This is a genomic window from Kitasatospora atroaurantiaca, assembly GCF_007828955.1.
GTDB classification, from domain to species: domain Bacteria; phylum Actinomycetota; class Actinomycetes; order Streptomycetales; family Streptomycetaceae; genus Kitasatospora; species Kitasatospora atroaurantiaca.
The window spans coordinates 7,297,013-7,313,965 of sequence record NZ_VIVR01000001.1 but is presented as its reverse complement, the minus strand read 5'-3'; the positions used below and the strand labels follow the sequence as shown (position 1 = coordinate 7,313,965).

Here is a 16,953-nt window from a genome sequence, read left to right as displayed (position 1 = left end):
CCATGGTGGAATCACGAGATCCCGATCGTACGTCCGCCGGTCGCCGCGCTCCGGACAGGACACGGGGCCGACCGGGGGATTCCGAGGAGCTGACCGCGAGATGTTCGACAGTCACCTGCACATCGTCGATCCCCGGTTCCCGCTGGTGGCGAACGCCGGCTACCTGCCCGAGGCCTTCACGGTCGCCGACTACCTGCAGCGCGTCCGCACCCTCGGGGTCACCGGCGGGGCCGTCGTCTCCGGCTCCTTCCAGGCCTTCGACCAGTCCTACCTGGTCGACGCGCTGGCCCGGCTGGGCCCGGGCTTCGTCGGGGTGACCCAGCTCCCGGCCACCGCCTCCGACCGGCAGATCCTCGACCTGGACGCCGCCGGAGTCCGGGCGATCCGCTTCAACCTCTACCGCGGCGGCTCCGAGGGGCCCGCCCGGCTCGACCGCCTGGCCCGCCGCGTCTTCGACCTGGCCGGCTGGCACACCGAGCTGTACGTCGACGCCGCGGACCTGCCCGGCCTGGAGCCGGTGCTGACCGCGCTGCCCAAGGTCAGCATCGACCATCTGGGCATGTCGGAGGCCGGGCGCGGCGCACTGCTGCGGCTGGTGGAGGCCGGCCTGCGGGTGAAGGCCACGGGCTTCGGCCGGGTCCGCCTGGACGTGCCCGCCACCCTCAGGGCGATCCACGCCGCCGACCCCGGCGCGCTGATGGCCGGCACCGACCTGCCCTCCACCCGGGCCGCGCGTCCGTTCGCCGACGCCGACCTCGCTCTCCTGGTCGACGCCCTCGGGGAGGAGGCCGCCGAGGCGGTCCTGGTCACCAACGCCCGTGACTTCTACGGCGTGGGCGCCTGAGCTGCCAGTATCGTTTCGCATCGGCGATGCCCCGGCCGGCCAGGAGCGGGGGCACGGGACGGGAGGCGCAGTGACCCACCGAAGCAGTGACGAGCAGGACGAGGGCTCCGGCGGGCCGAACACGGTCGCCGAACTGCTGCGCAGCAGGCCGCCCATGGCCCGCGAGCTGCCGCGGTTCGACCTCGACCGGGCGCCCTCCGATCCGGGGAGCCTCTTCGTCGACTGGCTGATCGGCGCCTTCGACGCCGAAGTCCTCGACGCCCAGGTGGTGACCCTGTCGACGGTCGACGCCGACGGCCTGCCCGATGCGCGGGTACTGGTCCTGCGGGACGTCGATGTCGAGGGCGCCGGATGGCTGTTCGCGGTCGACTCCGACAGCCCCAAGGGGCGGCAGCTCACCGCGCACCCCGTGGCCGCGATGACGCTGTACTGGCCGCCGCTGGGCCGGCAGGTCCGGATCCGCGGCACCGTGGCGGCCGCGCCGCCCGAGGTCTCGGCGGCCGAGTTCCTCACCCGCTCGCCCGCGGCCCGGACCGCGGCCCTGGTAGGCCGGCAGAGTCGGTCGCTCCCCTCCCTGGAGACGTACGACGAGGCGGCCGAGGCAGCCCGGCTGCGCCTGGCGGCCGAGCCCGGTGTCATCGCCCCGAGCCACACCGTCTACACGCTGTGGGCACAGGAGGTGGAGTTCTGGCAGGGCGATCCGAACCGTCGTCATGTGCGGCTGCGCTTCACCAGGACGGGCCCTGGCACGGGGTCGGCGGCCTGGACCCGGACCCTGCTCTGGCCCTGAGGTCGAACGGCCGTACGAGCTGTCGACCGGTCAGGAGCCGCCGTTCGCACCGGGTTCCCACTCCCCCGGGTGAACGGGGGCTGCGCCCGGCTGACCGCCGGCGGAAGTGGTGCCAAGACTGGAACCGGGATCAACCCGTGCCGGACGTCGGCCTGCGGTGGTCCCGGAACGACCAGGCACCACCCCCTCAGGAATGGAGAAGACCGTGAAGGACATCCGCAGGGCTCTCGTGCTCGCCGGGGCCGCTTGTGCGCTCGTACTCGGCTCGGCAGGCGCAGCCGGCGCCTCTGCTACCGCCGAGGGCGTGGCGGTCGGTTCACCGGGCGTCCTGTCCGGCAACGTCATCCAGATCCCGATCCACATTCCGATCAACATCTGCGGCAACAGCATCAATGTGATCGGTGCGCTCAACCCCGCCTTCGACAACACCTGCATCAACGAGGGCTGACCTGGCCTGACGCCGTGACGGAGACGGACCGGCGCCGCCCACTGCGGGCGGCGCCGGTCCGCGTTCGTGTCAGGGTCCGCATCCGTGTCCGTATGCGTGTCCCGTGAGGTCAGCGGGCCCGGGCCTCGATCCGCTCCACGATCTGCTCGCACAGCTCATGGGTCTGCAGGGCATCGCGCGCAGACAGCGTCTTGCCCACCCGGACGGCCTCCAGGAAGGAGAGCACGACCTGTTCGATCCCGCGCTGGCGGGCGACGGAGACCCAGTCCCCGCGGCGGCGGACGGTCGGCTGCCCCTTGTGGTCGATGACCTCCGCGAGGTTGACCACCACGCGCTTGGAGTCGCCGCCGGAGACCTCCAGGACCTCCTCGGTGGAGCCGCTCACCCGGTTCATGATGCCGAGCGCGGTGAAGCCGTCCCCGGCGAGGGTGAGCACCAGGTGCTCCAGCAGGCCGTCCTTGGTCCGCGAGCGGACGTCGACGTGCTCGATCTCGCCCGGGACGAGGAACCGGAGGGTGTCGACCACATGGATGAAGTCGTCGAAGACCGCCGAGCGGGGAGCCTCCGGCAGCCCCTCGCGGTTCTTCTGCAGGACGATCAGGTCCCGTGGCCGCTCCGTCGCCAGCAGGTAGCCGGGCGCGTGCCGCCGGTTGAAGCCCACCAGCAGCGAACGGCCGGTCCGCTCGGCGAGTTCGACCAGGTGACGGGCGCCCTCCAGGTGGTGGTCGAGCGGCTTGTCGACGTACACGTCCACCCCGGCCGTGAGCAGCTGCTCGACGATCGGGACGTGCTGCTCGGTGGCGGCGTGCACGAAGGCGGCCCGCACGCCGCTGTCGATCAGCTCGCCGAGGTCGGTGTACCGGTGGGTGATGCGGTACGCGTCGCCGATGCGGTCGAGCTTGGCGCGGTCCCGGGTCATCAGCCGCAGGTCCAGACCCGGCTGGGCGGTGAGCACCGGGAGGTACGCCTTCTGCGCGATGTCGCCGAGGCCGATCACCCCAACCGGGATCGCCGCACTGTCGAGGTCGAGATCGTGGTCGCTCATCGGGACGCTCCTGCCGAGGGTCTGATGGCCGCCCCGCCTCGTTGCGGGGCCCAGCCGCGCCAGCAGCATATGCCAGAAAGGGTGCTGAGCAGTCAGGATGCAGTGAGATCAACGGACATGACACCCGCACCCCGGGGCCGGGGCAGAATGGGCCCATGGCTACTGCGCGATGGAACGGCGAGGTGCTCGCCGAGAGCGACGAGACCACGATCGTGGAGGGCAACCACTACTTCCCTCCCGGCTCGGTCCGGATGGCGCTCCTGAGCCCGTCCGCGACCAGCACGTACTGCTCGTGGAAGGGCACCGCCTCCTACTACACGGTGCGGGTCGCGGACGCGGAGAACCCGGACGCCGCGTGGTTCTACGCCGACCCGAGCCCCGACGCCGCGCACATCGCCGGTCATGTCGCCTTCTGGCGGGGCGTCGAGATCAGCGACTGACGCCGGGTCAGTTCTCCGAGACTCCGCCCGCCGCCTCGGTGAGCGCCTCGAGGACGGGGCGGATCAGCGGGTGCTGCTCGGCGCCGCTGCGCACGGCGGCGAAGACCTTACGGGTGGCGAGCGCGCTGTCCACCGGCCGTACCGACACCTCGGTGAGGTCCGCGCCGCGCAGCGCCGACCTCGGGACGAGCGCGACCCCCGCCCCCGCCGAGGCGAGTGCGACCACCGCACGGAAGTCGTCCGAGGAGTGCACCAGCCGGGGCTGGAAGCCCGCGTACTCACAGGCCAGCAGCACCACGTCGTGGCAGGGGTTGCCCGGGTACGGGCCGATCCACGGCTCGGCCGCGAGGTCGGCGACCGCGATCGGGCCCTCGCCGGCCGCGAGCGGGTGGGCGAGCGGCAGCACCGCCTCGAAGGGCTCGGCGTAAAGCGGGACGCGGGTCAGGCGCTGGTCGTCGGCGCGGGGCGCGCCCCGGTACTCGACGGCCACGGCGATGTCGGCCAGGCCGTCCAGCAGCATCGGGAGGCTGGCGTCGCCCTCGGCGTCGAGGACCTTGAGCCGGACGCCCGGTGCGGTGGTGGCCAGCGCGGAGATCGCGGGAGCGAGCACCAGAGCGATGCCGGTCGCGAAGGAGGCGACCGTCACCTCGCCGGCGACGCCCGCGCTGTACGCGGCGAGGTCGGCCTCGGCGCGCTCCAGCTGGGCGAGAACGGCGTCGGCGTGGGCGAGCAGGATCTCGCCGGCGGCGGTGAGCCGGACGCCCCGGCCCTCGCGGGCGAGCAGGTGGTGGCCGGTCTCCTGCTCCAGCGCGGCGAGCTGCTGGGACACGGCCGAGGGGGTGAGGTACAGCGCGGCGGCCGCGGCCGTCACCGTACGGTGGTCGGCCACGGCCCGCAGGGTCCGCAACCGTCTTGCGTCGATCACGCCGCCATTGTGCCAGCGTGCGGGCGGTACGCGGGCCGGGGGCGGGCCCGGCCGCCGCCCGCCCGGAACGCCCCGCAGATCTCCCGCAGGAAATCCTTCACAACGGCCGATTCTCTGCTACGGTTATAGCAGTTGCAGTTTTGGTACCCATGAACCTATGTGCGCCTGACGGGTTGTAACCGTGAGGCGCATTTTGTTTTTACCGGTTTAGCCGCCGGACTGGGTCATTGCGGCGACACGGGATTCGCGAGGTGCGGATTCCAGCATTGCCCCTGTGAAGGAGAAAAGTATGGCTACCGGTACCGTGAAGTGGTTCAACGGCGAGAAGGGCTTCGGCTTCATCGAGCAGGATGGTGGCGGCGCCGACGTGTTCGCCCACTACTCGAACATCAACGCGCAGGGCTTCCGCGAGCTCGTTGAGGGCCAGAAGGTCGAGTTCGACGTCACGCAGGGCCAGAAGGGCCCGCAGGCCGAGAACATCCGCGTCATCTGATTTCAGTGACGCGTGCGTGGCGCATGCCATGCTCCGCGGGGCTCGCACTTCGGTGCGGGCCCCGTTTTTGCGTTCCACCACTGCTGTCGCGTTCCTCCGCCGCTGTTCTGCCGCCGCTGCGGGGGCGGACATACGTCAGACGGCGCCCACCGGGATGGTGGGCGCCGTCTGACAGCAGGTCTCAGAGCTTGACCAGCTTGGCGAACGGGCTGAGGCATCGCATCTGCTGAGAACCGAAATCGACGAGTACGGCGATTCCCTCCTCAACACCGATGACCCGGCCCAGTCCGAATCGGTCGTGGCTGACCCGGTCACCCAGCTCGAAGTTCTCGATCGGGGCTACCGGCTGGGCACGGAAGGGACTGGTGGGCAGAGAGCGCCGGGCTGCGGCTGTCCTGGTCATTGAGTCCAGTATGCGCCCTCGAAGCCCCCGCGAGCCCGGTGCTCCCGATACCAACTTGGGATCGGATCCCTCGACCATGGTCATCCGCACGCCCGGGAGCCGGCGAACGCGGTCAGTTCTCCAGGGCCGCGCGGGCGTCCACGAAGGCCGCCACGGCCCGCTCGACGTCCTCGGTGGAGTGGGCTGCCGACAGCTGCACCCGGATCCTGGCCTGGCCGTGCGGCACCACCGGGAACGAGAAACCGATCACGTACACGCCGCGCTCCAGCAGCAGCTCGGCGAGTCGGCCGGCCTTGGCCGCGTCGCCGATCATCACCGGGGCGATCGGGTGCTCGCCGGGCAGGATCTCGAAGCCTGCCTCGGTCATCCGGGTACGGAACAGCTTGGTGTTGGCGGCGAGCTTCTCGCGCAGCTCGGTCGACTCCTCGACCAGGTCGAGCACCTTGAGCGAGGCGGCGGCGATCACCGGGGCGAGCGAGTTGGAGAACAGGTACGGGCGCGAGCGCTGGCGCAGCAGAGCCACGATCTCCCGGCGCGCCGCGACGTAGCCGCCGGAGGCCCCGCCGAGGGCCTTGCCGAGGGTGCCGGTGATGATGTCGACCCGGTCCATCACGCCGTGCAGCTCGGGCGTGCCGCGGCCGCCGGGGCCGACGAAGCCGACCGCGTGCGAGTCGTCGACCATCACCATCGCGTCGTAGCGGTCCGCCAGGTCGCAGATCTCGCGCAGCGGGGCGATGTAGCCGTCCATGGAGAACACGCCGTCGGTGACGATCAGGCGCCGGCGGGCGTCCTGGGTGTCCTGGAGCTGCTTCTCGAGGTCGGCCAGGTCGCGGTTGGCGTAGCGGTGGCGGCGGGCCTTGGAGAGGCGGATGCCGTCGATGATGCTCGCGTGGTTGAGGGCGTCCGAGATGACCGCGTCGCGCTCGTCCAGAAGGGTCTCGAAGACACCGCCGTTGGCGTCGAAGCAGGAGGAGTACAGGATGGTGTCCTCCTGGCCCAGGAAGGCCGAGAGGCGGTCCTCCAGCTGCTTGTGGACGTCCTGGGTGCCGCAGATGAAGCGGACCGAGGCCATGCCGTAGCCCCAGCGGTCCAGCGCCTCCTTGGCGGCGGCGAGGATCTCCGGGTGGTCGGCGAGGCCGAGGTAGTTGTTGGCGCAGAAGTTGAGGACCTCGCCGGGGCGCCCGCCAGCGGTGACGGTCACGGCGGCGCTCTGCGGGGTGCCGATCACCCGCTCGGGCTTGAAGAGGCCGGCCTCGCGGATCTCTTCGAGGGTGGCGGCGACGTCGTCGCGCACGGAGTCGAACACGGGGGCTCCTAGGGGGTGTCAGACGGTCCAGTCGAGGATGATCTTGCCGCAGCGGCCGCTGGCGGCCTCGTCGAAGGCGGCCTCGAAGTCGGCGGCGGGGTAGCGGCCGGTGATCACCGGGCTGAGATCCAGCCCGCCCTCGAGCAGCACCGACATGGCGTACCAGGTCTCGAACATCTCGCGGCCGTAGATGCCCTTGAGGGTGATCATCGAGGTCACGATCCGAGCCCAGTCGACCGGGAAGTCCTCGGCGGGCAGGCCGAGCATGGCGATCTTGCCGCCGTGGGTCAGGTTGGCGATCATCGACTGCAGCGCCTCGGGGCGGCCGGACATCTCCAGGCCGACGTCGAAGCCCTCGCGCAGGCCCAGCTGCTGCTGGCCCTCCTCGATGGTGTGCTCGGCGACGTTCAACGCGAGCGTGACACCGACCTTGCGGGCCAGGTCGAGGCGGTACGGGCTGACGTCCGTGATCATCACGTTGCGGGCGCCGGCGTGCTTGGCGACGGCGGCCGCCATGATGCCGATCGGGCCGGCGCCGGTGATCAGCACGTCCTCGCCGACCAGCGGGAAGGAGAGGGCGGTGTGCACGGCGTTGCCGAACGGGTCGAAGATCGCGGCGACGTCGAGGTCGACCGGGACGCGGTGCACCCAGACGTTGGCGGCAGGCAGCGCGACGTACTCGGCGAAAGCGCCGTCGCGGCCCACCCCGAGGCCGATGGTGTTGCGGCACAGGTGGCGGCGGCCGGCCAGGCAGTTGCGGCACTTGCCGCAGACCAGGTGGCCCTCGCCGCTGACCAGGTCGCCCACCGCGATGTCCACGACGGCCGCGCCGATCTCGGCGACCTCGCCGACGAACTCGTGACCGAGCGTCAGGGGCGTGTTGATGGTCTGCTGCGCCCAGCCGTCCCACTTGCGGATGTGCAGGTCCGTTCCGCAGATGCCGGTGCGGAGCACCTTGATCAGCACCTCGCCGGGGCCGATCTCCGGCTTCGGGACGTCCATCAGCCAGAGCCCGGGCTCGGCCTTCTGCTTGACGAGTGCCTTCACGGCGAGGGCTCCTGACGCATGGTGGGGCAGACCTGGTGTGGGCAGGTCGGGGGCAGCCCGGCGGACGGCGCCTGCCGGGGACCGGGCACCTGCAATCTGCCTGGTGGGAGTGGGTGCGGTCCATCGAGGAATTCTTAAGGGCCGCCACAGCTGGGCTTCACGATCGTCCCCGAGCTGCACCCGGGCACCCCCGACGCCGTGCCGGGCACACCCGGATGGCCCACCCGCACGGCTTACCGGCAGGGTGCCGGCCGATCAGGATCGGGCAACCCAGGGGCGCGTGGGGGCACCTCCCGGCCGAAGGCTGGGGGAGAACTGCGCGAAGCGGAGGCTGTTGCCTTCCGATCTCGCGCAGTTCCTCGCGCCCCTCGGGGGTTGCCCCGCTGCCTACCGATTGCCATGAGGCCTTACTCGCCCGACGGGCGGCCGAGGCGGGCTGCTCGGGACTCCAGGTAGCGGCGTTCGGGGAGGCTGGTGGTGCGGCGGGCGGCGGCCCGGTAGGCGGTACGGGCGGCCTCCGGGTCGCCGGCCTGTTCGAGGAGGTGTGCGCGGACGGCGTCCAGGCGGTGGTGCCCGCGCAGGGTGTCGTCCAGCTCGGCGAGCAGGGCGAGTCCGGCCAAGGGGCCGTCGACCATCGCGAGGGCGACAGCCCGATTGAGGGTGACCATCGGGCCCGGGGCGAACCGTTCCAGCAGGCCGTAGAGGCCGAGGATCTGCAGCCAGTCCGTGTCCTCGGCGCGCTCCGCCTCGTCGTGGACGGCTGCGATGGCCGCCTGCAGCTGGTACGGGCCGGGCACGGCGTGCGGAAGGGTGGCGGCGACGAGGTCGGTGCCCTCCTTGATCGCCGCCCGGTCCCACGCCGCGCGGTCCTGCTCGGCGAGCGGGACGAGCGAACCGTCGGTGCGGGTACGGGCCGGGCGCCGGGCGTCGGTGAGGAGCATCAGCGCCAGCAGTCCGGTCGTCTCGCCGTCCTCGGGCATCAGTCGGTGCAGCTCGCGGGTGAGCCGGATCGCCTCGGCCGTGAGGTCGGTGCGCTGGAGGTCAGGGCCGGCACTGGCGGTGTAGCCCTCGTTGAAGATCAGGTACAGCACCTGGAGGACGACCCGCAGCCGCTCGGCCCGCTCGGTCTCGTGAGGCAGGTCGAAGCGGGCCCCGGCGGCCCGGATCCGCTGTTTGGCCCGGCTGATCCGCTGCGCCATCGTCGACTCCGGCACCAGAAACGCATGCGCGATCTCGGCCGTGGTGAGGCCGCCCACCGCACGCAGGGTCAGCGCGAGCTGCGAGGGAGCCGACAGCGCCGGGTGGCAGCACAGGAACAGCAGCGTCAGGGTGTCGTCGCGGTCGGGCGTCTCCCCCGGCGGCGGTTCGAGCGCCGCGACCGCCTCCTCCCGGTGCCGCCGGGCCTCCTCGCTGCGCCAGTGGTCGGCCAGCCGCCGTGAGGCGACGGTGATCAGCCAGCCGCGCGGCGACTCGGGCAGCCCCTCCTGCGGCCACTGACGCGCAGCGGCCAGCAGCGCCTCCTGCACCGCGTCCTCGCAGGCGTCGAAGTGCCCGTACCGGCGCACCAGTGCGCCGAGGACCTGCGGCGCCAGCGAGCGCAGCAGGTCCTCGGCGCGGGCGTCGGCCGTCACATCTCCAGCCCGCCGGACTCCATCACGGCGCGTACCTCGATCGCGGTGAGCCGCGCGTCCGGCAGCTGCGCGGCCAGCTCCTCGGCCCGCTCGGGCGTCTCGCAGTCCACCACGTAGTACCCGGCCAGGAACTCCTTGGCCTCCACGTACGGACCGTCGGTGACCGCCGGGACACCCTCGCGCACCCGCACCGTACGGCTGGTGGAGGGGTCGGCGAGCGCGGCGAAACCGACCAGTTCGCCGGACTCGCGGATCGGCTTCTGGAAGGCGTCGTGCTCGGCCATCACCGCATTCTGCTCGGCCTCGGAGAGGCTCTCGAACACCGCCGGGTTCATGTAGATCATCAGCAGGTACTTCACGGCCGGCTCCTAACGGGCTGCGGGACGGTAGCTGAGCAGGACGTTGCCGGAACCGAAGGCCCTGGTGCCCAGCAGCTCCAGGTGGATCCTGCCACCGGTCGTGCGGAAAAGGGACTTGCCGCCGCCGAGCACCACGGGATTGACCATGATCCGCACCTCGTCGAGCAGCCCGAGCTCCAGCAGGCTCACCGACAGGGCGGAACTGCCGAAGACGGCGATGTCCTTGCCGGGCTGTGCCTTGAGCGCCGCGATCTCCTCGGCGAGATTCCCGCCGATCACGCGCGTGTTGGCCCATTCGGCGCGCTCCAGCGTCCGCGAGACGACGACCTTGGGGATGCTGTTCATCACCCCGGCGACCTTCGGGTCGTTCTGCTGGGCCTCGGCGGTCGGCCAGTAGGCCGCCATGCCCTCGTAGGTGACCCGGCCGAAGAGCAGGGTGTCGACGGAGTCGAGCTGCTCCAGGGCGAAGTCGTTGAACTCGTCGTCCACGACCGGCCAGTCGAACTCCTGGTGGGGGCCCTCGTAGAAGCCGTCGGCGGACGCCACCATGAACAGAAGGATCTTCCTCATCGGAACTCCCGGTGATCTCGTTCGGATGCCTTGCACAAGGGACGTCGGAACCGGTCGACGTTTCTCGACATCCGTCAGCCGAGAAGTTCCGCGAGATCGTAGGAGACCGGTTCCTCCAGCTGTCCGTACGTGCAACTGCCGGGCTCCCGGTCGGGGCGCCAGCTGCGGAACTGGGTGGTGTGGCGGAAGCGGGTGCCCTCCATGTGGTCGTACGCGACCTCCACCACACGTTCCGGGCGCAGCGGGACCCAGGAGAGGTCCTTGGTGCCCGTCCAGCGGCTGACCGCCCCGGGCAGGCGCGAGCTCGCCTGGGCGGCCTCGTCGGCCCAGGCCGCCCAGGGGTGGCCGGTGAGGTCGTCCATGCGCAGCGGCCGCAGCTCCTCCACGAGTTCGCGGCGGCGGGCCATCGGGAAGGAGGCGCAGACCCCGACGTGCTGCAGCTGCCCGGTCGCGTCGTAGAGGCCGAGCAGCAGGGAGCCGACCACCGGGCCGCTCTTGTGCTCGCGGTAGCCGGCGACCACGCAGTCGGCGGTGCGCTGGTGCTTGACCTTGTACATCGTCCGTTCGCCGGGTGCGTACGGCTTGTCGAGGGGCTTGGCGATCACGCCGTCCAGCCCTGCGCCCTCGTACCGGGAGAACCAGGTCCGGGCCACCTCGACGTCGGTGGAGGCGGGCGCGAGGTGGATCGGCGCGGCCGCGCCTGCGAGCGCCTCCTCCAGGGCTGTGCGCCGCTCGGCGAGCGGCTGCCGGTCCAGGGCCGTGGCGCCGAGGGCCAGCAGGTCGAAGGCGACGAAGGAGGCCGGGGTGCGTTCGGCCAGCGTACGGACGCGGGAGGCGGCGGGGTGGATACGCTCCAACAGCTCCTCGAAGCGCAGCCGGCCGTCGCGGGCGATCACGATCTCGCCGTCCACCACGCAGCGCTCGGGCAGCTCCCGGCGGAAGGCCTCCACCAGCTCGGGGAAGTAGCGCGTCAGCGGTTTGGCCGTCCGGCTGCCGATCTCGATCTCGTCGCCGTCACGGAACACGATCGCGCGGAAGCCGTCCCATTTGGCCTCGTACTGCATGCCCGGCGGGATCTCGGCCACCGACTTGGCGAGCATCGGCTGCACGGGCGGCATCACGGGAAGGTCCATGCTCCGATGGTGTCCCGGGCCGAAGCCGCCCGCGCGCCGGACCGGGCGGCCCGGCCTAGCGTGGAGGGCATGGCAGGAGCTGTGGAGCTGGAGGTGGACGGCCGGACGGTACGGCTGTCCAACCCGGACAAGGTCTACTTTCCCGAGCGCGGTTACACCAAGCGCGACGTGGCCGAGTACTACCTGGCGGTCGCGCCCGGTGTGCTGCGCGGGCTGCGCGACCGGCCGACCACGCTGCAGCGCTTCCCGGACGGCGTCGAGGGCGAGTTCTTCTACCAGAAGCGCGCCCCCAAGAGCCTGCCCGACTGGCTGCCGACCGCCCGGATCGCCTTCCCCAGCGGCCGTACCGCCGACGAGATCTGCCCGAACGAACCGGCCGCGGTGATCTGGGCCGCCAACCTCGGCTGCCTCACCTTCCACCCCTGGCCGGTGCGCCGGAACGACACCGAGCACCCGGACGAGCTGCGCATCGACCTCGACCCGCAACCGGGCACCGACTTCCACGACGCCGTCCGGGCGGCGCACGAGCTTCGGGTGCTGCTGGACGAGCACGGGATGCGGGCCTGGCCCAAGACCTCGGGCGGGCGCGGCCTGCACCTCTACGTCCCGCTGGAACCGCGCTGGACCTTCACCGACTGCCGGCACGCGGTGATCGCCCTCGGACGCGAGCTGGAGCAGCGGATGCCGGGCAAGGTCACCACCGCCTGGTGGAAGGAGGAGCGCGGCGAGCGGATCTTCGTCGACTACAACCAGATGGCTCGCGACCGCACCATCGCCTCGCCGTACTCACTGCGCGCCCGGCCGGAGGCGACCGCCTCCACCCCCCTGCGCTGGGAGGAGCTCGACGGGGTCTCACCGAAGGACTTCGACCTGCGGACGGTACCCGAGCGCTTCGCCGAACTCGGCGACCTGCACGCCGACATGGACGAACACTCGTTCACCCTGGACTCCCTGCTGGAGCTCTACGCCCACCAGGGCGCCGCCGACCTGCCGTACCCACCCGACCACCCGAAGATGCCGGGCGAGCCGGCCCGTGTCCAGCCGAGCCGGGCCCGCAAGCACTGAGCCGCGTGACGGGTCGTAGGGTGGGCCCATGCTGGCGAAGATCCTGGCCGAGGCCGCAGGCGGACTGTTCCCCCCGCCCGACGGATCGGTGACGGTGGTGCCGCAGCCCTCCGCACGCGAGGCCGGGGTGATCGCCTTCAGCGCGCACGCGGTGGTCTTCACGGACGAGGACCCGGCCTGGGTGCGCGAGGCCATCGCGGCCTCGCCGGCGGATTCGCTGGCGGCGCCCCTCTCCCCGTTCTTCCTGAGCGCTTTCGCCGAGCGCACCGGGCGCATCATGAACACCATCGACCTGCTGACCGCGGCCACCCGCCTGGCCGGCCGGCCCCCGGTCGCGGTCGAGCCGGTCGAGGACCGCGAGCACCCGCGCATCGTCCGGGCCCTGCTCTTCCGCGAGGACGTCCGCGCCTGGACGGCGCCCGGCGGGGTGGTCATCCTCGGCCGTGGGGTGGCGGGCCGCTGGGAGGCCGCGATCGAGGTCGACCCGGACGCCCGGGGCCGAGGGCTCGGCCGGGCCCTGGCCCTGACCGCGCGTCACCTGCTCCCCGAGGGCGACCTGCTCTGGGCCCAGCAGTCACCGGGCAACGCCAGGAGCGTCCGCGCCTTCCAGGCCGCGGGGTACCGGCCGGTCGCGGCGGAGGCCCTGCTCGTCCACCATGCGGGCTGAGGCCCGCGAACGGCTGCTGCGCCGCTTCGGGCCCGCCGCGCGGCGCCCGTTTGCTGTTCGGGTCAGACGGGGCGTGAGGTGGCCGGCCGTGGCGTGCCGTACCAGCGCCAGGTGGTGAGGCGCGGGCGGCCGGGCAGTTCGCCGCGGCCGGTGGCCCAGAGCAGGGTCGGCCAGCGGTCGGTGTCCGTCGGCGCGTCGGGGAAGAGGCGGGCCAGGACGCGGTCGCAGAGGTCGGCGGGCGGGGCCCAGGCGAGGCCGAGGCCGCCGGCGAGGTCGTGCGTGTGCACCAGGGTCTCCACGACGCCCATGGCGGCGAAGCCCTCCGGGTCGGCCGCGCCGAAGCCGTGGTGGGCGCGGACCTCCGGCGGCGTCGTGCGCACCATCGCCACCAGCAGGGCGCCGCTGGCCTCCAGCACCTGCAGCAGCCCGGCGGGGCCGGCACTGCGATCTGCGAAGATCACGTTCGCGGGGCCGCCCGGCCGCTCGCGCACCCACCGGAACGGCACCTCGCCGTCCATCGGAGGCTTCTCGGGGCCCAGCTGGGCCGCGTAGGCGAACAGGTCGTCGCTGAGGTGCTCGACGGTCTCCCAGCAGTCCCAGTCCAGCGAACCCGCTCTCGCGCTCCAGTCCGCCCCGACCGCTCCCCGCAGGGCGGCGACCGCCAGCCGGACGGCGAGTTCGACATCGGCCGCGGTGACGGGGCCGCTCAGGGAGTCATGCGCTTCGGACATGGCGCGACGGTATCAGCGATCACCGACGGCCGACGGTGCCGCCGAGGTCACGCGCCTGCCGGGGCCGTACGGCTGATGATCCCGACCGCTTCGGCGATCTGAGCATCGGTCAGGTCGCCACGGGCCGTCAGCCGCAGGCGGGAGACACCGTCCGGCACGGACGGCGGGCGGAAACAGCCGACGGCGAGGCCGGCGGTGCGGCAGTCCGCCGCCCACCGGACGGCAGCCTCGGGGCCCGGGGCCCGGACGGAGACCACGGCCGCGTCCGGGGTGCTCGCGTGCAGACCGGAGGCGGTGAGCTGGGCCGACAGCGTACGGGCCACCTCGCGGGCCCGCTCGGCGCGGTGCGGCTCGGCGCGCAGCAGGCGCAGGGCGCCGAGCGCCGCTCCGGCGGCGGCGGGGGCCAGACCGGTGTCGAAGATGAAGGTGCGGGCCGTCTCGATGAGGTGCCGGATCACCCGCCGCGGGCCGAGCACCGCGCCGCCCTGCGAACCGAGGGACTTGGAGAGCGTGACCGTGGCCACCGTGTCGGGCTCCCCCGCCAGGCCCGCCGCGGCCAGGGCGCCGCTGCCGCCGGGGCCGAGGACGCCGAGACCGTGCGCGTCGTCCACCAGCAGGGCCGCGCCGTGGGCGCGGGCGGCGGCCGAGAGCTCGGCCAGCCGGGCGGCGTTGCCGTCGACGGAGAAGACCGAGTCGCTGACCACCAGGGCCCGGCGGTGGGTACGGGCCGCCAGTGCGTCCCCGACGGCCGCCGGGTCGTTGTGGGGGGCCCGGTGGACGTCGCTGCGGGAGAGGCGGCAGCCGTCGATCAGGGAGGCGTGGTTGTACGCGTCCGAGACGATCAGGGTGTCCGGGTCGGTGAGGGCGGTGAGGGCGGCGAGGTTGGCCGCGTACCCGGAGGAGAAGACCAGGGCGGCCTCGGCTCCGCAGAACTCGGCCAGCTCCGTCTCGAGCTCGGTGTGCAGGGCGGTGGTGCCGGTCACCAGGCGGGAGCCGGTGGCGCCGCCGCCCCACCGCAGCGCGGCCTCGGCGGCGGCCCGGGTCACGGCGGGGTGGTGGACCAGGCCGAGGTAGTCGTTGCTCGCCAGGTCCAGGACGGGATCGTCGGCCGGGCGGCTGCGCAGGGTCCTGGTGAGCCCGGCCCGGGCGCGGAGCTCGGCCGCCTCGTCGAGCCAGTCGAAGACGGCGGCGGGAGCGAGGGCCTGCTCGGTCGAGGGCGAGGAGGAGTGGACCATGGTCGCACTCTGTCACCTGGGGTGCGGACCGGGCAATGTGCGTCTGGGCACACCCGCAGCACCCGGGACGGGCCCGTCGGCGGCTGCCCGCTCTGAACGGCCGTCAAGAGGCACCGCCGGAAGGTGGGCAACCGATGCCTCACGTACAGGTTGATGCTCCACGACGCCGGTAATACCGCGCGGAACGGGCATAGACTCCGTCGATCATCGAAGGGGAGGTCAGGTGACCGACGAGACACCCCCCACGGCCGCCCGGCTGACCGTACGGGACGTGCTGGCGCTGGAGCTGGTGGCGCAGTGGGACGCCGAGGTGGTGGCCTGCGCCGGGAAGCTGGACCGGCCGGTGCGGTGGCTGCACGTCGCGGAGGCGCTCGACGTGGGGGTGATGCTGTCCGGCGGCGAGATGGTGCTGACCACCGGGCTGCTGCTGGCCGGCGACGAGCGGGCGCAGGTGGAGTACGTCGAGGCGATGCAGCGGGCGGACGCCGCCGCCGTGGTGATCGGGCTCGGCCGGGCGTTCCGGACCACGCCCGAGGCGATGCGGCGGGCCGCCGAGCGCTGCGGGGTGCCGCTGATCGTGCTGCACCGGCCGGCGCCGTTCGCCCGGCTCACCGAGGAGGTGCACGCGCGGCTGGTGCACGGCCGGTTCGCCGCACTCGACCTCTCCGAGCGGATGCGCACCTCGCTCACCGCGCTCAACCTCTCCGGCGTCCCGCTGCAGCGGCTGCTGGACGAGATCGCCTCCTACAGCAGCGGCCCGGCGGTGGTGGTCAACCTGGCCCACCGGGTGCTGGCGACCTCCGGTGACCGGGCGGCGCTCGACGATCTGCTGCGGGACTGGGACCGGGTCTCCCGGCAGGTCGCGGGCCTGGTGGGCAACGGTCCGGTGACGGTCGGGCCGGACGGCTGGGTGGTGGCGCGGTTGGAGGCCCGGGGCAGCCAGTGGGGGCACCTGGTGCTGTTCGGCCACCCGGGCCCGGCGGAGGCCGGGCAGGTGCTGGCGCAGCGGGCGGCCGAGGCACTGGCGATGCACCGGCTGCTCGGCGACCGCGACCGGGGCTGGGAGGACCAGGCGGCCGAGGCACTGCTGACCGAACTGGCCTCCGGTACGGCCCGGCCCGAGCAGCTGCTCCCCCGGGTCCGGGCGGCCGGTCTGCCCGCCAACCGGCGCATCTTCGTGCCGGTGGTGTTCCGGGCGGCCGGGGATGATCTCCGGGAACTGATCGAGCGGGTCCTGGAGGAGGAGTCGCTGGCCGGTCTGGTGGCACGGATCGGCCCGGACGCGACGGCGGTGCTGCTCAGCGTCCCGTACGAGGGGAACGCCGACGCGGAGGTCTGCCGCCTCGCGGAGCGGGTGCACGAGCGGCTGGCGGCGCGCGGCGTGACGGCGGTGGCGGGCGCGGGGTTCGGCTGCCCGGTGCTGGACGAGGTGCGCCGCTCGTTCGTGGAGGCGGTGCACGTCGCGGACGCGGCCATGGCAGGCCCACCGGCGGGACCGGTGGCCCGGCTGCGCGACGTACGGCTGCGCGGGCTGGTGCGGCTGCTGCGGGACGAGCCGGAGCTGCAGGGGTTCATCGAACGCGAGCTGGGCCCGCTGCTCGGCCGGCCCGTGCTTCTGGACGTGCTGCGGACGTATCTGCGCACCGGCCGGAACAAGTCCCTGGCCGCGCAGGAGCACCATGTCAGCCGGCCCGCGCTCTACCGGCGGCTGCAGAGCATCGAGGAGCTGCTCGGGGTGGACCTGGACGACCTGGAGCAGCTGACCTCGCTGTACGTCGCGCTGCTGGCACACGACGCGCAGCGAGGTCCCTGAGCCGAGGA

19 protein-coding genes are annotated in these 16,953 nt (G+C 72.6%); 8 read left to right on the top strand and 11 right to left on the bottom strand.

The annotated features are described in order from the left end of the window. The first annotated feature begins 100 nt into the window (after nucleotides 1-100). The 3 genes from FB465_RS32770 (at nucleotide 101) to FB465_RS32760 (ending at nucleotide 2,082) form a co-directional block, all read left to right on the top strand. Nucleotides 101-844 (top strand): amidohydrolase family protein, encoded by a 744-nt coding sequence (locus FB465_RS32770; RefSeq protein ID WP_145796437.1) that lies wholly within the window; start codon nucleotides 101-103, stop codon nucleotides 842-844. Between the two features lie 70 nt (nucleotides 845-914). Then, nucleotides 915-1,634, top strand: coding sequence for a pyridoxine/pyridoxamine 5'-phosphate oxidase (locus tag FB465_RS32765; RefSeq protein ID WP_246193020.1), 720 nt, complete (start codon nucleotides 915-917; stop codon nucleotides 1,632-1,634). 193 nt (nucleotides 1,635-1,827) lie between these two features. Beyond that, on the top strand, nucleotides 1,828-2,082 hold the full coding sequence (locus FB465_RS32760) for a chaplin (protein WP_145796435.1): 255 nt from the start codon (nucleotides 1,828-1,830) through the stop codon (nucleotides 2,080-2,082). Between the two features lie 109 nt (nucleotides 2,083-2,191). Here FB465_RS32760 and FB465_RS32755 read toward each other — a convergent pair whose 3' ends face one another. Further along, complete coding sequence (locus FB465_RS32755) at nucleotides 2,192-3,091, bottom strand: Gfo/Idh/MocA family protein (protein WP_342791890.1); 900 nt, start codon at nucleotides 3,089-3,091, stop codon at nucleotides 2,192-2,194. 191 nt (nucleotides 3,092-3,282) lie between these two features. Here FB465_RS32755 and FB465_RS32750 point away from each other — a divergent pair, with 191 nt between their 5' ends. Then, a complete protein-coding gene (locus tag FB465_RS32750; RefSeq protein ID WP_145796432.1) occupies nucleotides 3,283-3,567 on the top strand; it encodes a DUF427 domain-containing protein in 285 nt (94 codons plus the stop codon). Between the two features lie 7 nt (nucleotides 3,568-3,574). Here the strand turns inward: FB465_RS32750 and FB465_RS32745 are convergent, their stop codons facing one another. Then, nucleotides 3,575-4,492: a LysR family transcriptional regulator gene (locus tag FB465_RS32745; RefSeq protein ID WP_145796430.1), complete on the bottom strand. Its 918-nt coding sequence runs from the start codon at nucleotides 4,490-4,492 to the stop codon at nucleotides 3,575-3,577. Nucleotides 4,493-4,781: 289 nt separating this feature from the next. On the opposite strand from FB465_RS32745, the gene FB465_RS32740 reads away from it, so the two are divergent. Next, nucleotides 4,782-4,985 carry a cold-shock protein gene (locus FB465_RS32740; protein WP_145796428.1) on the top strand — a complete coding sequence of 68 codons (204 nt, stop codon included), beginning with the start codon at nucleotides 4,782-4,784 and terminating at the stop codon, nucleotides 4,983-4,985. A gap of 181 nt (nucleotides 4,986-5,166) precedes the next feature. On the opposite strand, the gene FB465_RS32735 is transcribed toward FB465_RS32740, so the two are convergent. The 7 genes from FB465_RS32735 to FB465_RS32705 form a co-directional block, all read right to left on the bottom strand. Further along, entirely contained in the window at nucleotides 5,167-5,388 is a 222-nt protein-coding gene (locus FB465_RS32735; RefSeq protein WP_145796427.1) for a hypothetical protein, read from the bottom strand. Between the two features lie 112 nt (nucleotides 5,389-5,500). Continuing rightward, a complete protein-coding gene (locus tag FB465_RS32730) occupies nucleotides 5,501-6,694 on the bottom strand; it encodes a glycine C-acetyltransferase (RefSeq protein ID WP_145796425.1) in 1,194 nt (397 codons plus the stop codon). Nucleotides 6,695-6,712: 18 nt separating this feature from the next. Continuing rightward, nucleotides 6,713-7,741 carry an L-threonine 3-dehydrogenase gene (gene tdh, locus FB465_RS32725; protein ID WP_145796423.1) on the bottom strand — a complete coding sequence of 343 codons (1,029 nt, stop codon included), beginning with the start codon at nucleotides 7,739-7,741 and terminating at the stop codon, nucleotides 6,713-6,715. Nucleotides 7,742-8,148: 407 nt separating this feature from the next. Then, nucleotides 8,149-9,372 (bottom strand): RNA polymerase sigma factor, encoded by a 1,224-nt coding sequence (locus FB465_RS32720; protein ID WP_145796421.1) that lies wholly within the window; start codon nucleotides 9,370-9,372, stop codon nucleotides 8,149-8,151. Continuing rightward, nucleotides 9,369-9,731 (bottom strand): YciI family protein, encoded by a 363-nt coding sequence (locus FB465_RS32715; protein ID WP_145796419.1) that lies wholly within the window; start codon nucleotides 9,729-9,731, stop codon nucleotides 9,369-9,371. Before FB465_RS32715 ends, FB465_RS32720 begins: the two co-directional genes overlap by 4 nt. Before the next feature lie 9 nt (nucleotides 9,732-9,740). Then, nucleotides 9,741-10,301: a dihydrofolate reductase family protein gene (locus FB465_RS32710; RefSeq protein WP_145796418.1), complete on the bottom strand. Its 561-nt coding sequence runs from the start codon at nucleotides 10,299-10,301 to the stop codon at nucleotides 9,741-9,743. Between the two features lie 74 nt (nucleotides 10,302-10,375). Then, nucleotides 10,376-11,434, bottom strand: coding sequence for an ATP-dependent DNA ligase (locus FB465_RS32705; protein WP_145796416.1), 1,059 nt, complete (start codon nucleotides 11,432-11,434; stop codon nucleotides 10,376-10,378). A gap of 81 nt (nucleotides 11,435-11,515) precedes the next feature. On the opposite strand from FB465_RS32705, the gene ligD reads away from it, so the two are divergent. Together ligD and FB465_RS32695 are read left to right on the top strand one after the other, a co-directional pair. Then, nucleotides 11,516-12,499 carry a non-homologous end-joining DNA ligase gene (gene ligD, locus FB465_RS32700; RefSeq protein ID WP_145797728.1) on the top strand — a complete coding sequence of 328 codons (984 nt, stop codon included), beginning with the start codon at nucleotides 11,516-11,518 and terminating at the stop codon, nucleotides 12,497-12,499. Nucleotides 12,500-12,527: 28 nt separating this feature from the next. Then, a complete protein-coding gene (locus FB465_RS32695; protein ID WP_145796414.1) occupies nucleotides 12,528-13,166 on the top strand; it encodes a GNAT family N-acetyltransferase in 639 nt (212 codons plus the stop codon). A gap of 62 nt (nucleotides 13,167-13,228) precedes the next feature. Here the strand turns inward: FB465_RS32695 and FB465_RS32690 are convergent, their stop codons facing one another. Both FB465_RS32690 and FB465_RS32685 read right to left on the bottom strand, forming a co-directional pair. Then, complete coding sequence (locus FB465_RS32690) at nucleotides 13,229-13,897, bottom strand: maleylpyruvate isomerase N-terminal domain-containing protein (RefSeq protein ID WP_211785905.1); 669 nt, start codon at nucleotides 13,895-13,897, stop codon at nucleotides 13,229-13,231. 47 nt (nucleotides 13,898-13,944) lie between these two features. Next, complete coding sequence (locus FB465_RS32685; protein WP_145796412.1) at nucleotides 13,945-15,132, bottom strand: 8-amino-7-oxononanoate synthase; 1,188 nt, start codon at nucleotides 15,130-15,132, stop codon at nucleotides 13,945-13,947. Nucleotides 15,133-15,355: 223 nt separating this feature from the next. On the opposite strand from FB465_RS32685, the gene FB465_RS32680 reads away from it, so the two are divergent. After that, a complete protein-coding gene (locus FB465_RS32680) occupies nucleotides 15,356-16,945 on the top strand; it encodes a PucR family transcriptional regulator (protein ID WP_145796410.1) in 1,590 nt (529 codons plus the stop codon). The last annotated feature ends 8 nt before the right edge of the window (nucleotides 16,946-16,953 follow it).